This is a genomic window from Chromatiaceae bacterium, from assembly GCA_024235395.1.
Taxonomy (GTDB): domain Bacteria; phylum Pseudomonadota; class Gammaproteobacteria; order Chromatiales; family Chromatiaceae; genus Thiosocius.
Genome location: JACKMK010000001.1, coordinates 1,145,700 through 1,159,986, shown reverse-complemented (window position 1 = coordinate 1,159,986; position 14,287 = coordinate 1,145,700). Strand labels below are relative to the sequence as shown.

13 protein-coding genes and 1 tRNA gene are annotated in these 14,287 nt (G+C 64.7%); 11 read left to right on the top strand and 3 right to left on the bottom strand.

Annotated elements, in window-relative coordinates:
* Positions 1-2 precede the first annotated feature (2 nt).
* The 7 genes from ybgF (at position 3) to H6955_05410 (ending at position 5,296) form a co-directional block, all read left to right on the top strand.
* A complete protein-coding gene (gene ybgF / locus H6955_05440) occupies positions 3-758 on the top strand; it encodes a tol-pal system protein YbgF (GenBank protein MCP5312976.1) in 756 nt (251 codons plus the stop codon).
* 28 nt (positions 759-786) lie between these two features.
* A complete protein-coding gene (gene queE, locus H6955_05435) occupies positions 787-1,428 on the top strand; it encodes a 7-carboxy-7-deazaguanine synthase QueE (GenBank protein ID MCP5312975.1) in 642 nt (213 codons plus the stop codon).
* On the top strand, positions 1,425-2,108 hold the full coding sequence (gene queC, locus H6955_05430) for a 7-cyano-7-deazaguanine synthase QueC (GenBank protein MCP5312974.1): 684 nt from the start codon (positions 1,425-1,427) through the stop codon (positions 2,106-2,108). The genes queE and queC overlap by 4 nt, the downstream gene beginning before the upstream one ends.
* A gap of 138 nt (positions 2,109-2,246) precedes the next feature.
* Positions 2,247-2,322: transfer RNA gene (locus H6955_05425), tRNA-Lys, on the top strand.
* 601 nt (positions 2,323-2,923) lie between these two features.
* Entirely contained in the window at positions 2,924-3,604 is a 681-nt protein-coding gene (locus H6955_05420) for a DUF3011 domain-containing protein (protein ID MCP5312973.1), read from the top strand.
* A gap of 24 nt (positions 3,605-3,628) precedes the next feature.
* Positions 3,629-4,537, top strand: coding sequence for a transporter substrate-binding domain-containing protein (locus H6955_05415; protein ID MCP5312972.1), 909 nt, complete (start codon positions 3,629-3,631; stop codon positions 4,535-4,537).
* A gap of 48 nt (positions 4,538-4,585) precedes the next feature.
* Positions 4,586-5,296: a DUF3011 domain-containing protein gene (locus H6955_05410; protein ID MCP5312971.1), complete on the top strand. Its 711-nt coding sequence runs from the start codon at positions 4,586-4,588 to the stop codon at positions 5,294-5,296.
* Between the two features lie 183 nt (positions 5,297-5,479).
* Here the strand turns inward: H6955_05410 and H6955_05405 are convergent, their stop codons facing one another.
* Positions 5,480-6,076 (bottom strand): hypothetical protein, encoded by a 597-nt coding sequence (locus H6955_05405; GenBank protein MCP5312970.1) that lies wholly within the window; start codon positions 6,074-6,076, stop codon positions 5,480-5,482.
* A gap of 387 nt (positions 6,077-6,463) precedes the next feature.
* Here H6955_05405 and H6955_05400 point away from each other — a divergent pair, with 387 nt between their 5' ends.
* A complete protein-coding gene (locus H6955_05400; protein ID MCP5312969.1) occupies positions 6,464-7,096 on the top strand; it encodes a hypothetical protein in 633 nt (210 codons plus the stop codon).
* 257 nt (positions 7,097-7,353) lie between these two features.
* On the opposite strand, the gene H6955_05395 is transcribed toward H6955_05400, so the two are convergent.
* Positions 7,354-8,394 (bottom strand): hypothetical protein, encoded by a 1,041-nt coding sequence (locus tag H6955_05395; protein MCP5312968.1) that lies wholly within the window; start codon positions 8,392-8,394, stop codon positions 7,354-7,356.
* 270 nt (positions 8,395-8,664) lie between these two features.
* Complete coding sequence (locus H6955_05390; GenBank protein ID MCP5312967.1) at positions 8,665-10,398, bottom strand: ShlB/FhaC/HecB family hemolysin secretion/activation protein; 1,734 nt, start codon at positions 10,396-10,398, stop codon at positions 8,665-8,667.
* Between the two features lie 226 nt (positions 10,399-10,624).
* Here H6955_05390 and H6955_05385 point away from each other — a divergent pair, with 226 nt between their 5' ends.
* The 3 genes from H6955_05385 (at position 10,625) to H6955_05375 (ending at position 14,209) form a co-directional block, all read left to right on the top strand.
* The gene (locus H6955_05385; protein ID MCP5312966.1) at positions 10,625-11,575 is read left to right on the top strand and encodes an META domain-containing protein; all 951 of its coding nucleotides are present in this window, start codon (positions 10,625-10,627) and stop codon (positions 11,573-11,575) included.
* Positions 11,576-11,696: 121 nt separating this feature from the next.
* Positions 11,697-12,905, top strand: coding sequence for a toll/interleukin-1 receptor domain-containing protein (locus H6955_05380; GenBank protein MCP5312965.1), 1,209 nt, complete (start codon positions 11,697-11,699; stop codon positions 12,903-12,905).
* Positions 12,899-14,209: a phosphorylase kinase gene (locus H6955_05375; protein MCP5312964.1), complete on the top strand. Its 1,311-nt coding sequence runs from the start codon at positions 12,899-12,901 to the stop codon at positions 14,207-14,209. Before H6955_05380 ends, H6955_05375 begins: the two co-directional genes overlap by 7 nt.
* Positions 14,210-14,287: the final 78 nt, after the last annotated feature.

Here is a 14,287-nt window from a genome sequence, read left to right as displayed (position 1 = left end):
GCATGAAGTACCTGCGCGCCAGCCTGTGGGTGTCCGCGCTGCTGCTGCCGATATGTGCGGCGGCAGCCGATCCTGTCGTCGAGCGCCTCGACCTGCTGGAGCGCCGCGTCAGCCGGGTCACCGATCTCACGCTGCAACTCGACCAGGTGCAGGCCGAGAACCGCAAGCTGCGTGGTGAGATCGAGCGCCTCGACTACGAGATCGAGCAGCTCAAGCGCAAACAGCGCGACATCTACCTGGACATCGATCAGCGGTTGAGCGCACTGCAGCCCGGTGGCGCCGCGCCGGACGCGGCTCCCGCGGCGGCGGCGACCCCGCCGCCGGCGGATGCCGCGCCAACCGGGTCGCCGGTGTCCTCGGCGAATGTCGATCGTAAGCAGGTCAAGGCCGAGTACGAGGCGGCGCTGGCGCTGCTCGATCCGCAACAGCGTCGCTATGACGAGGCCGCGAAGGCCTTTCAGGCGTTCCTGAAGAATTACCCGAACGACGAGCTCGCGCCGAACGCACAGTACTGGCTCGGCGAGGCCTTCTACGTCTCGCAGCAGAATCCCGAGGCGCTCGCGGCCTTCCAGGCGGTGCTCAGCGGACCGGCGGACAGCAACAAGATGGCCGGTGCCCTGTACAAGATCGGGCGTCTGCAACAGGCCTCCGGCGACAAGGCGGCGGCCCGTGCAAGCTACGAGCGGGTGGTGAGCGACTACCCGAACGCATCGGCCGCCGGGCTCGCGCGGCAGCAGCTCGACCAGCTCGGCAGGTAACAGGCCCGATCGGCGGGCCTGCATTCCGATGGCGCGACTGCGCATCACCGAAATCTTCCATTCGTTGCAGGGCGAGGCCGCCAGCGTCGGCTGGCGGACCGTATTCGTGCGCCTGACCGGTTGCCCGTTGCGCTGTGGCTATTGCGACACCAGCTATGCGTTCAAGGGCGGCGAGTGGTGGGAGCTGGACGCGATCCTCGAACAGGTCGCGAGCTTCCAGGCCCGGCACGTCACGGTCACTGGCGGCGAGCCGCTCGCCCAGCCCGAGTGCCTGTCATTGCTGAGCGCACTGTGCGATGTCGGCTATCACGTCTCGCTCGAGACCAGCGGTGCGCTGGATATCGCCGCGGTCGATCCGCGCGTCGTCGTGGTGATGGATCTGAAGACGCCCGCCTCGGGCGAATGCGCGCGCAACCGCTATGCGAATATCGAGCTGCTCAAGCCGACCGACCAGGTGAAGTTCGTGATCGCCGATGCCGACGACTATGCCTGGAGCCGCGAGCAGCTCGAACGCTGGGACCTGCCGGCACGCTGCAGCGTGCTGTTCTCGCCGGTGTTCGGCGTCATCGCGCCGACCGATCTTGCCGAATGGATACTGCGCGACCGCCTCGATGTGCGCTTCCAGCTGCAGCTGCACAAGTTGCTGTGGGGCAACGAGCCGGGCCGATGACGACGCCGACGCGCAGGGCCGTCGTGCTGCTGTCCGGCGGACTCGATTCCGCGACCGTGCTGGCGATCGCGCGCGAACAGGGCTTCGCCTGTCATGCGCTGAGCCTCGACTATGGCCAGCGCCACCATGCCGAGCTGAACGCCGCCACGCGCGTCGCCGCGGCGCTGGATGCGGTTGAACACAAGGTACTGCCGCTGTCGCTCGATGCGATCGGCGGATCGGCGCTCACCGACCGCGCGATCGCGGTGCCCGAACAGCCGGGCAGCGGCATCCCGGTCACCTATGTCCCGGCGCGCAACACGGTGTTTCTGGCGCTCGCGCTGGGCTGGGCAGAGGTGCTCGGTTCCACCGACCTGTTCGTCGGCGTGAACGCGGTCGACTACTCGGGTTATCCGGACTGTCGCCCGGCGTTCATCGAGGCGTTCGAACGCCTCGCGAACCTCGCGACCAAGGCCGGTGTCGAGGGCAGCGTGTTCAAGGTGCATGCACCACTGATCGAGATGAGCAAGGCCGAGATCATCCGTACCGGCAGCGGACTCGGGGTCGACTACGCGCTGACCGTGTCGTGCTACCAGGCGGACGCCGACGGCGTGGCCTGCGGCGTGTGCGACTCGTGCCGGCTGCGCGCGGCGGGATTCCACGATGCCGGGGTGCCCGATCCGACCCGATACCGGGCCTGATACAGGTCCTGCCGATGGGCTCGGGCGCGGCGTCACTCCGCATCTGCGTTGCCAGCGACGCGGCGGGCTTGAGCGGGTCCGCACGTCCTGTATAATGCGCCCTCTTTCCTGGCGACTCGCCAGCTAAAACCAGTTTATGGGTCGTTAGCTCAGTCGGTAGAGCAGTTGACTTTTAATCAATTGGTCGCAGGTTCGAATCCTGCACGACCCACCACCCAATCAAAGGCTTACGAGCGATCGTGAGCCTTTTTTGTTGTCAGACGATCGGGCTCTCGGCGTTTCGGTATCGCGGTAACCTTCCAAAGCGGGTCCCCGTGTACTCGAAGGCGATGCCTGCCGAGGTCAGCACGGGCCTGGATTCAACAGAGCCCGGGTAGTCGCGTCACGTCCGTTGGCGGCAAACGAGCGTGCTTGGCATCACCGACCCGGGTACATCGAGCAGCATCGAGGAATGCCGGTGCATTGCTGCTACGCTAACTGTTTACGAAGATGGGTCGTGGACTGGAGGTGGGCCGGCATCAAAGGCGACCAATAGCAGGTGCGCAAGGCATTCGGCCAGGTCCACTCGCGCGTTCCATCCGCAGTGAGCATTTGCGGAAGGCGGTCGAGCGCAGCGGGACCTTGATGTGCGCAGAGGTCCTGATCAAGGTTCAGGTCGCAGCGTCCAGCGATAACGACTTCGGCGTTTGGGTGATCGGATACGTTGCGGGAATTGTGCCGCGCCTCGGCGGTGTCCCGTTCTGGATGGCCGGTTCGAGGGCGCATTCAATCTTGTAGGGCTGAGCAGTCAGGTGCACGCATAGCTCGGAGGCAATATGCAATTGATTGACCATAGACGCACTTGGATCTTTCTGATCGCGGCCGCGTTGTTGCCGTGTGGCGCGGCAGTCGCTGATCAGACGATCCGATGCAAGAGCCGGGATTTTCACTACCAGTACTGCAGGGCCAAGACGCACAACCATGTACGCCTGGTCGAACAGCATTCGAAGACGCGTTGCCGCAAGGGCGACAACTGGGGTTTCGACCGTCACGGCGTCTGGGTCGACCGTGGTTGCGATGCCGAGTTTGTGGTTGGCGGAGATGACTACCGGTACGACGACCGTCACGACAGCCATCGCCGCGACCGGGACCGGCACGACGATGATGACGGCAAAAAGGCACTCGCGGCTGGCGCGGCCATCGCCGGTGTCGCGATCATTGCGGCGCTCGCGTCCGGTTCCGATCACAGCCAGGACGATGTCGCGTCCTGGGCAATCGGCAAGTTCGAAGGCTACGACGATGTCGAGCGCAAAGACCTCGAGCTGACGATTCATCCGGGCGGGTCGGTGACGGGATACGCAGACCGGATCAGGTTCTCGGGGAACCTGGACGGCCGTCGTCTTGAAACAGGGCGGCACCGCTTCACGATCGAGCGCTCCGGCAACGGGTTTCTCGCAACCGACGAATCCGATTCCAGGCACCGTGTGATGTTCCGTCGCTCCGGCGCGGGTTATTGACCGGCAGCGGCCTCGGAGAGACACATGATCATCAAACGTGTATGCAACCTAATCTTTGCTGCGCTGTGCGCTGCGATCCTTTCATCTTTGACGGTCAGCGCGGCCGAGGAGTCCGCGCCGGCGATGCCGCCGGACAGCGGATTCTTCGATCCGGAGGCCATTCCCGCGCGGCCGCCGATGGTGGACATCGAGCCCGTTTACCGTGGCCCGAGCGTCGATACCCTGGCGACGATCCGCAAGCGCGGCACCCTGCTGGTGGGCGTCGCCCTGTCGGATCCGATGGTGATGCACGACGCGAACGGGGAGCTGATCGGCTACAGCGTCGATCTGGCGCGCCAGTTGGCCGACGATCTCGGGGTGGACCTGGAGTTCGTGCCGACCTCGTGGTCACAGATCATTCCCGACCTGCTCGACCGCCGCTTCGACGTGATCGTCGCGGGCCTGTGGGCCACGCCGGGAAGGGCGCTGTTGGTGAATTACTCGGAGGCCACGGCGACCGAAGGCGTCCATCTGGTCGCAAACAGCAAGCTCGCGGCCGGCATGACCACCGAGCAGGATTTCAACCGGCCGGACGTCAGGATCGCCGCGTATGCCGGTTCGGTGCAGGAGCGACTCGTGAAGACGCATTTCCCGCAGGCGACGCTGGTCCGGGTCGAGGGTGACGACCTGCAGATGACCCCGGTGCTGGAGGGCAGGGCGCATGCCGCCCTGGTGCCGACCTTTGCACCGCAGCTCGTGGTTCGACTGGCGCCCGACACCTTGACGTTGCCGTTGGCACAGCCGCTGTCGGCCACCTTCACCGCGATGGGCGTGCGCAAGGGAGACCCCGACTTCCTGAATTACCTCAACACCTGGCTGGCCTTCCACAAGGCCGAAGGTTGGCTGGCCGAGCGGATACATCACTGGTCCACGACGACAAGCTGGCTCGAGTAAACCGACTGCAATCAGGGATTCAAACAAGCACGAGCGGGGGACTACGAGATGATGGCGAAGTACTTTTCTGGCGTATTTGTACTGGCATTGCTGGCGCCTTCGTCTGTGTTGGCAGACAAGGTGACCTGTGAATCGGAGAACGAGCGACAAAAGGAATGCGAGATGGATACACGGGGCGAGGTGCGAATCGTCAAGCAGCTGAGCAAGACCAAGTGTGTCGAGGGCAAGAACTGGGGGCTTTTCAAGCACTCCGTCTGGGTGAGTGACGGTTGTCGTGCAGAGTTCGAATCGAGCGGTCAACATTCCGACGGCGGCCACAAGTCGTCAGGCTACGTGGGCGGAGGTGACGATGCATACAGAGATCTCCCGACAGGCGTGACCTGCGAATCCGAGAATGAGCGGCGTAAGGAATGTGCCATGGACACCCGCGGTGACGTGCGGGTCGTCAAGCAACTGAGCAAGACCAAGTGCGTCGAGGGTGAGAACTGGGGTCTGTCCAAGCATTCGATCTGGGTGGATGGCGGTTGCCGCGCAAAGTTCGAGCTGCAGGGTGGTGGTGCGCATGAGCGGAGTGGGCCTCCTTCCTCTGCAGTGCGGGCCTGCAATGCCGTTGACGACCGCTATGGGAAAGTGGTCAGTTCCACGCCGCTGAAGGCGGGTGCCTGGGAGATCATCCTGGACTACGACGACGGCAATTACGTGTGCAATGTGGAAGACAACGGGCGCGTGACCTATTTCGAGAAACTGCATAGGCGCTAGTGTGGGCGTTCGGGATCCCGGCGGCATCCACGCGCCGTCCGTGGACAACGACGCTTCCCTCACGGCAGCGCGCCGGCGCCCCGCCGGTTTCACGATCACGTCGGGGACTCTCCATCCTCGGATATCTGACCGTGGAACCGAAGGGGCGCCACGCTGGATGCGGTACCCCTTCGTCGTTCACCATCAATAGTCGATGACCTTGTTCGCGTCATTGAACAGGAACGGAATGGTGGATGGACCACCCATCACGGCCGGCTCGTAGAGCAGTTCGGACAGTAGCTCTGGATGCTCCATGGTCTCCGGATAACGGGAATACCAGCACAGCGGGCAAACCAGGATCTGACCGCCCGCATTCACGAAACCGTCCAGCAGGTCCCGCAATGGCATCATGACGATGCTCCCATCCGGCTTGCCGACGACACAGTGTTCGGGTTCCGCCCATTTGGTGTTTCGATGGCCGTACGCATGTCCCTGGGTCTTACCCGGGCGTCCCGCGTCGTCGTCGGGGTACAGGGTCTCCAACACTTCGTTGTTGACCACGCCCACGCCCGCCAAGGTCGGAAAGAGCGTCACGTTCGAGCCCATCGCCAGCTGTGACATCCCGATCTGGATCGCCACGCACGACGCTTCCAGATTTTCGAAAGGATCTTGCTGCAGGGTTATGACCACGTCCTGGATCTCGGACTCGATGGCAGAGGCGGGAACGCTGGCCATCGCGCTCAATGCTGCCAGTACGGCGGCCGGCAGGTTCACGATCATGTGTCTTCGCGTCGATCTCATGACACACCTCCCTTTGCGAATCGACGATGCTCCGTCATTTCCAGCATACGGCTGTCGAGACCTGGCGAACCCTGCAAACCGGGGCATCGTTGATCGGTGTCAGCAGGCGCAATTTGGTCGCATCGATCCGGGTTTTGCCGGTGCTTTCCTGGTCGGCAAATATCACGACAACACGGTATGCGGAACTTGTGCACGGTCTGGCGGTTGGCCGCGCACGAACCGGAAAGCCTTTGACTTGAGAACGCAACGGTATCGATGGTCGCCGCGTGTCGGTTGACGTATGCGAGGTTCAGGGTCTGTGCAGGCCAAGGCGCTCGCGAACGTGCGAAAATAAAAAGAGTGCATCACCTGCGGAGGTAAACGGGCATGAAGACGGTTGGATGCTGGATGGTCGTTGTCGCCGTGGTATGGATGGGTTCGGCGGCAGCCGACTCGACGCAGGCCCGTTGCGATGTCTATCCGAAGGGATCGGATCATACGGACAAGATGATCCCTTGCACCTTCGCGCAGCGCCAGGGTTATGTGACCATCACCCGTGAGGATGGCGTGACCCACGACCTGAGCCCCACGGGGGATGCGGTCGGTAATTTCCGTGACCAGCAGGGCCGCACCGTGTATCGCCAGAGCGGCCTTGGCGATCAGGGGTTGATCTTCCGGTTTCCGGACGAGAGCGTGTTCGTGTACTGGAGCACGGCGGGCCTGGAGCCGGACACGGGCGATAACCCGACCGCGCCGTTCAGTACCAGGGATTACGATGCCACGACCCTGCTGCGCTGTCGCGGTGTCGCGGATGCCGGTTTCGGCCAGTGCCCGGCCGGCATCCTGCGCATGGAGGACCGGCAGGCCTCGATCGTGGTACAGAACCCGGCCGGCGAACAGTTCACGATCAATTTCATGACCGGCTATGTCAACGCCACCAACCGCAAGGCGGAGGCGAAACTGGAAGGCGATACCTGGACCGTGACGATCGACGACAAGGAGATCTACGAGGTCCCGCTCGCCGCGATCGAGGGGGGATGACGACAGGTCGCTCAGCTGCGAGCTTCGGCCTCATCAGGCCGGGGGATCCAGGCAATCGCTACCGTTGACGTGGTGACGGTTGTTCATCGTTGCCGTTGGCACGAGCCATCGCGTGCCGGCTACCCGTCAACCCCGCCCCGCGACAGATGTACGACCCGGCCCGGTGCGACGCCGAAGCGCGAGATCGGCAATGCCGGCATCGGCGCCGCGGCGGTGGTGGATTCCCGCGCGACGGCGTCGATGTCAGACCCTGCGCATCAAGGCGCCTCGAAGTAGTTCGGTCTGCGGGTGCCGATGACCGACAGGTGGAAACCCGCCTTGTCCATCGGGATCACGTCCTTGTACTGCGCCTCGCGCACATCGTTGCTGCGATACAGCGTGACGCGCTCGTTCTGGATGCCGGGCTCGATGACCTCGCGTGTCCAGTAGTGGCCGTGCAGGCCGGGCGGCACCGCGTGGCCCGGATCGAGCACAGGGTACAGGTGATGCGTCGCACCCTCTGGACCCTTGGGCCCGGTAATCACCGGGGTCGGTACACCGGTCGTGGCGACGACCTGTGGTCCTGGCTGCCGACCGGTCCCGGGCAGGTGCGGCAACGTTACGACACCCGTACCGCCGATCGGTCCTTGCGGGACTTTGGCCGGTCCTTTCGGCACCGACGATGATCCGCCCGGGTTGTGCACCAGGTCGGGGTGTGGGTGCGCCACCGGTGGCCGTGTGAGGACCAGGGGCTTGAGCGGTGGAGTCTGGTTCGGCAGCTTCGGTGGTGCGACGACCGGCATCGGCTGCGGCACCTGGACCACCGGTTGAGGCGGCACCAGGTAGGGTGTCTTGTTCGGCAGCTTCGGCGGCGCGACGACCGGCATCGGCTGCGGCACCTGGACCACCGGCTGAGGCGGCACCAGGTAGGGGGTCTTGTTGGGCAGCTTCGGCGGCGCGACGACCGGCATCGGCTGCGGCACCTGGACCACCGGTTGAGGTGGCACCAGGTAGGGGGTCTTGTTGGGCAGCTTGGGCGGCTCGACGACCGGCATCGGCTGCGGCACCTGGACCACCGGTTGAGGTGGCACCAGGTAGGGTGTCTTGTTCGGCAGCTTCGGCGGCGCGACGACCGGCATCGGCTGCGGCACCTTGACCACCGGCTGAGGCGGCACCAGGTAGGGTGTCTTGTTGGGCAGCTTCGGCGGCTCGACGACCGGCATCGGCTGCGGGACCTTGACCACCGGCTGAGGCGGCACCAGGTAGGGTGTCTTGTTCGGCAGCTTCGGCGGCTCGACGACCGGCATCGGCTGCGGCACCTTCGGCTCCGGCGGCAGCGGTGGCGCGATGATGACGGGGTGTGTACCGGACGTGCCGCCGCCGCCGAGCGGCGGCTTTGTCGTAGCGGGCCCGGGCGACTGACCCGTGGTCGCGATACCCCCACCGGTCTGCGAGCTCTGTCCCGACCATGAGACTGTTCCGCTGCACTGCCACGAATTAGAGTGCAGGCAATTCGCCGCGGACCAGGCGGTACCGGCAAAGAGCGAACAGACGGCCACGAGGCTGGATATTGCGCGCATCATGGACTCCTAGAAATAGTAGATGGCCTGGAACCAGGCGCGGACGTCACTGTCGGAACCGTCGCTGTCGTCGCCGGTCACCGGGTTGCGGCCGTCGTTGCTCCCGATCTGGCGTCCGATGGATGCCCGCAGCACGACACCCTCTTCCCAGGTCTGGCTGGCCGCCAATCCCCAGGACGAGAGGTGGATCTCGTTCTCGATGATCGGGTTGCCGCCCTGCCAGCCTTCCCAGGGGTCTTCGTTCAGCCGCACCTGGCCGGTCGCGTAGAACAGCGACAACTGAAAGTCGCCGCCCCAGGGCATCTGGCGGAAATCGCGGCGGATGTCGGCGTAGAGACGGAAGCCGCTGTCGCCGCCGGCTTCGCCTGTCGGGTAGCCCGGCACGCTGAAGGGACCTCCGATGTAGAACTTCTGCGCCGCGTCGAGGTTGCCGCTGGAGAACTGGCCGGCCAGGCTGGCGAACGCAGACCAGTCACCGCCGAGGTATTGCAGGCGCGAGAGGTCGAGATTGGCCAGGGTGAAACCGCCCTGCGCGCCGACGTTCGCGTCGTCGAAATCGACATAGGCCTGGCTACCCAGGATGTCCAGCGAACCCGCCGTCACGCTGGCGACGAAATAGTTGATCCCGTTGCCGAACAGGTTGTCATCGTAGTCGCCACGGATGCCGGCCGTGATCGTGTCGATTCGCCGTTCCGCGCGCAGCGCCGAGTTGTCGTGATCGTCCTCGACGTCCAGGTGGGCATATTCCAGCCGGCCCGTCAGGTTGTGGTGGCGTGCACGCACGAAGGGGTAGCTCGCGAACAGTCGCAGCGAGGTCGCGTCGCCGCTGCCCGTGTCGCGGAACTCCTTTCCGAGCTCGTAATCGAGGTAATCCACATTGCCGCCGAGGCGAAGGCCGCTGCCACCGATCGGGACACTGTAGTCGAGGAAAAGGTAGTGATAATCCGCACCGCTGGTCACGGCACGCAGGGTCAGCTGGTCGCCGATCCTTGCGGGGCTGTTGACGTACAGCGTGGTACCGACGCGCGTCTTGCCGGTGTAATAGTTGCCGAAGTTGTCGACGTCGACGTTGCCGGTGACCAGCGGGGTGTCGTCGATCTGTACCAGGAACCGCGCCTCGCCGGGTTCGCTACCGGGATAGAGCAGGCCTTGCCCGGTTACGCCCGGCAGGTCGTCGATCAGCAGCAGGGTGCGCTCGAACTCGTCGCTGCGCATCACTGCGCCGGTGGCCAGGTTCGATTGCAGGATGGCGTTCACCGTCCCGTCGTGGACGTGCTCGCCGTTGTTGGTGAGGAATACCCCGTGCTGTTCCAGGACCCCTTCGTAGACGTGCAGCGTGACGACGCCATCGACGATCGCCTGCGGCGGCACATAGACTTCCGCAGCGAACAGGCCGCGTTCACGATAGGCCGCTCGCAGCGTGGTTGCCGCAAGGGTGAGATCGCTGGCGCTCAGCGTGCGGTGCGAGAATGGTTCCAGGATCTGCGTCAGCGTCTCGGGTGCCAGCTCGTGGTTGCCGTAGACGACGAAGTGCGACACCTGGAGCTCGTCGAGGCCCCCCACCACCGGGGCCGACTCGGGCGCACTGATCTCGGGCTCGGCCTGCCGCTGTGGCGGCAGGCGGCGCATCGCATCGTCGTGCACGTCACGGTAGAGCGAACCGGCGTTGGGATAGGGGTTTGCGTGACCCTGTGCCGCCATCAGGCAGCACGCCGCTGCAAGAACAATCTTCGTGGTATTCACTGCTTCCTCAATTCGAGACTGTTGATCCCTTTGCTTTCAACGCCGTTGAGTCCCGTTTCGAAAACATCGACGCGAACTCCCGGATCTTAAGCGAACGACGGGTTGAATCGCAGGTTCGTCTGTCGCCCCTGTCTTGGTCGGCGCGGGTACCCGAATCGCTGAGACTGCCGAACCGAGTGTTCTATAGTGGTCTTCCCGCGTATCGCGATTGAGAAGGGCCTACACGATGAATCGCCTGCGATGCTTTTCCGTCCTGGCAATCGCGACCCTGTGGGCCGCAGCGGCAGTCGCCTCCGAGCTGGCGGGCACCGCGTGGCAGCTGGTCCGGATCCAGTCGATGGACGACGCTGTCTATGCCGCGGACGACCGGGCACGGTACACGCTCGCCTTCGAGCCGGACGGCACCGCAAGGATGAAGGCCGACTGCAATCGCGGGCAGGGGTCCTGGCATTCGGAGGCGTCCGGACAGCTGCGGTTCGGCCCCGTCGCGGCGACCCGTGCCATGTGCCCGCCCGGATCGCTGTCTGAAAAATACCTCGCCCAGTTCGAATGGGTGCGCAGTTACGTGCGCAGGGACGGGCATCTGTTCCTCGCCACCATGGCCGATGGCGCCATCATCGAGTTCGAACCCGTCGACGACGCGCCAGCGGTGGCCACGGTGTTGGGTGAAGCGGTCCACACCACGGATGTCGAAGAGGTGCAGGCCGCCATCATCACGCGCCTGTTCGATCAGTATGCCGCGGAACAGGGCATAGCAGCCGAGCCGGCGGAGATCGATGCCTTTGTCGACAATCTGCGCCATGGCATGGCCGCAGAGGGACTGACGGCCGACACCGGCTTGACCGCCGAAGACGCCGCGGCGCTCGACGTGATGCGTCGTCAGATGGCGCGTTCGATCATCCGTCAATGGAAGATCAACAAGGCACTGTACGAAAGCTACGGTGGGCGCATCATCTATCAGCAGCTCGGCCCCGAGCCGTTGGACGCCTACCGGCGCTTCTTCGAACAACGGCAGGCGGCAGGCGCGTTCGAGATCCGCGATCCGATCGTCGCGGAACGGTTCTGGCGTTACTTCACCGATGAGTCAATCCACGATTTCATGGAACCGGGTGGTGCGGACGAGTCCCGGGCATTTGCCGTGCCGCCCTGGGTCGGGAGTCGAGCGATAGCCAAGTAAAACCCGCCAACAGGGCCGCGATTGGCTAATGTTGTTGACGAGTGAACGGCCCGACGCCGGCGCGCTCCGGCGGGCCGCTCACGCAGTGGGCGGATGACGCAGACAGGCAGGAGTGCTCGACATGGACGAACGGCAACGAAAGGTCTTCATCAGCCACACCGGTGCCGAGCGCGAGATCGCACTCGCATTGCAGGACCGGCTGCAAGCGGATTTCGGGCAGGCGGTCAAAGTGTTCGTGTCATCCGACCTGGTCTCTATCAAGGCGGGTGAGATCTGGCTGAACGCGGTGGAGAAGGCATTGCGCGATGCGGTGGCGGTGATCGTCGTGTGCAGCCCCGCGTCGGTGAGCCGGCCCTGGGTCCAGTTCGAGGCAGGGGGTGGCTGGGTTCGCAGGATCCCCGTGGTTCCCTTCTGTCATTCCGGGATGATCCCGAAGAAACTGCCGACGCCCTTCAACCTGCTGCATGGCGTCGTGGCCAACCGGCCAGAGGGGTTCGAAAGCCTGTATGCCTCGCTCTCGGACACGCTCGGGGTCGCCAAGCCCGAAGCGGATTTCGCACTCGTCGTCGACACAATGAAGCGGCTCGAGAAGAAGCTCTCACGGGTCACCAAGGCGCCACCGCTGCTGCCGCGGTCGATGCAGCGACTCCACGAGCGGATGAAGGCGCGCCGCGATCCGGACGTCCGGTTGCACACCTTTCTCGGCCAGGACGCCAAACCCGTCGCGCTGGAAGGCGATGCCTTGCCCGTCGATATCACGAACGTGATGCGCCTGTGGGCCGACCCGGCGTTCGACAACAGCATCCGGGCGACGTTGAGCCGCGGCGACGACCGACAGGTGATCCGGGTGCGCTTCACGAATCACAAGGGCAGCGTGCCGGGTGACGTGACGATCCGTCCGCTCGGTTTCCGTGCCATCGCGGTGGCGCGCCGGCAGCGATTCCTGGAGATCGACCTGCGTGCACCGCTTTCCGGCGGAGGCAACGACGGGCGTGAGCCGGCACTTGGCGTGGCGTTTCGTCTGATCGACGGGCAGGCGACCCAATGGACCTACGGGAACAGGGACATGCGTCAGGTGTTCAGGATTCCGGTTTCCGATGCGTGGACGCGCATCGCGCTGGACCTGCGCGGAGACTGGGAGCTGTTCGAGTCGGACGGCAACTACCACTACGCGGCGGACAAACCCAGGTTCACGGTGATCTCGGCGGTCGTGATCGAGGTCGGAACGCCCGGGGGCAGCCGACCCGGTGCCGGCGCCGGCGAGCTGGAGATCTCGGCGATGCGCCTGTGCACGGCCTTGCCCGACGGAGGGCACGACGCCCCATGCTGATGGTGCTCAACGAGGAGGTGCGCGGCTTCATCAGGACGTGCTACTCGGCCGCGGACATCGACCGCCTGGTCGCGTGGCTGCGTAGCCACGGGACCTTCGATTTTCCCGCGTTCCCGAATGGCCTCTATCCCGCATCGCCGGTGACGGAGGGGTCTCGCCATACCGGTTATGGACGCGTCTGGGTGCGCGACAATGTGCACATCGCCGCTGCACTGCATGCCTGCGGCCTGGTCGAGCAGGCATATGCCACAGTCGATGCGCTGGCGAGGTTTTTTCGCGGGCAGGCGGGACGGTTCGTGGCGATCAGCGACGGCGAGTCGGATCCCGCTGAGCACGGCATGCGCCCGGCGATCCGCTTTCGTCCGGAGACCCTGGTGCCCGACCAGGACTGGCCGAATGCACAGAACGATGCCCTGGGGTATTTCCTGTGGCTGTATGCGCGTCTGGCGCGGGAGCGAATGGCGGCGGGGCGGTCCATCGACTGGGATGTGCTGGCGCTGTTCCCGCCCTACCTCCGCGCCATTGCGTACTGGCAGGATGAGGACAGCGGCCACTGGGAGGAGACGCCGAAGGTCTCGGCATCGAGCATCGGTACCGTGGTGGCCGGACTGAGAGCGTTGCTGGCGCTGATCGGCGATGCGGCGGCACAGGCCATACCGGCGCGACACAGCGCCGCGCTGGGGGCCGATCTCATCGAACAGCTGATTGCTCAGGGCAGCGACGCGCTCGGTGGCATTCTGCCGGCCGAGTGCGTGCAGCCCGACCCGGACAAGCATCGTCGCTACGATGCCGCACTGCTGTTCCTGATCCATCCGCTCGACGTGGTCGACGACGCAATGGCGGACAGGATCGTGGAGGATGTGCTCGAACACCTGTCAGGTGACATCGGCGTACGGCGGTATCCCGGTGATTCGTTCTGGTGCACCGACTACCGGAGCAAGCTGGCGCGGGACCAGCGCACACGCGACTGGAGCAGGGACCTGGCGACACGCAACGCCCTGGCGGGCCCTGGCGAGGAGGCCGAGTGGTGCCTGTTCGATCCGGTCCTGTCGCTGATCGCCGGCACGCGGTATCGGCGCACCGGCGCGATCGCGGACCTCGAACGTCAGACATTCCACCTGAACCGTTCGCTCGGTCACCTCACCGCTGCGACGTCCGCGATCCCGGCGTTGCGCTGCCCCGAGTTGTACCATCTGCAAGACGGCCGCCACGAGACCAGCGACGCGACCCCGCTGTTGTGGACGCAGGCGCTGCTGCTGCGTGCACTGCTGGCATTGCGACACAACCTCGACGCAAAACGCTAGAACGGTTGTTGCCTATACTCGATCTTGTCGGGTGCGGGCGTTCGTAAATCGGCATGCCGGCGCGTCGCACCAAGGGAC

Bases quoted from the DNA above. Each gene is read 5' to 3' on its own strand.
- queE (MCP5312975.1), top strand. From the start codon at position 787: ATGGCGCGACTGCGCATCACCGAAATCTTCCATTCGTTGCAGGGCGAG.
- H6955_05410 (MCP5312971.1), top strand. From the start codon at position 4,586: ATGATGGCGAAGTACTTTTCTGGCGTATTTGTACTGGCATTGCTGGCG.
- ybgF (MCP5312976.1), top strand. From the start codon at position 3: ATGAAGTACCTGCGCGCCAGCCTGTGGGTGTCCGCGCTGCTGCTGCCG.
- H6955_05405 (MCP5312970.1), bottom strand. From the start codon at position 6,076: ATGAGATCGACGCGAAGACACATGATCGTGAACCTGCCGGCCGCCGTA.
- H6955_05400 (MCP5312969.1), top strand. From the start codon at position 6,464: ATGGTCGTTGTCGCCGTGGTATGGATGGGTTCGGCGGCAGCCGACTCG.
- H6955_05420 (MCP5312973.1), top strand. From the start codon at position 2,924: ATGCAATTGATTGACCATAGACGCACTTGGATCTTTCTGATCGCGGCC.
- H6955_05380 (MCP5312965.1), top strand. From the start codon at position 11,697: ATGGACGAACGGCAACGAAAGGTCTTCATCAGCCACACCGGTGCCGAG.
- H6955_05375 (MCP5312964.1), top strand. From the start codon at position 12,899: ATGCTGATGGTGCTCAACGAGGAGGTGCGCGGCTTCATCAGGACGTGC.
- H6955_05385 (MCP5312966.1), top strand. From the start codon at position 10,625: ATGAATCGCCTGCGATGCTTTTCCGTCCTGGCAATCGCGACCCTGTGG.
- H6955_05415 (MCP5312972.1), top strand. From the start codon at position 3,629: ATGATCATCAAACGTGTATGCAACCTAATCTTTGCTGCGCTGTGCGCT.
- queC (MCP5312974.1), top strand. From the start codon at position 1,425: ATGACGACGCCGACGCGCAGGGCCGTCGTGCTGCTGTCCGGCGGACTC.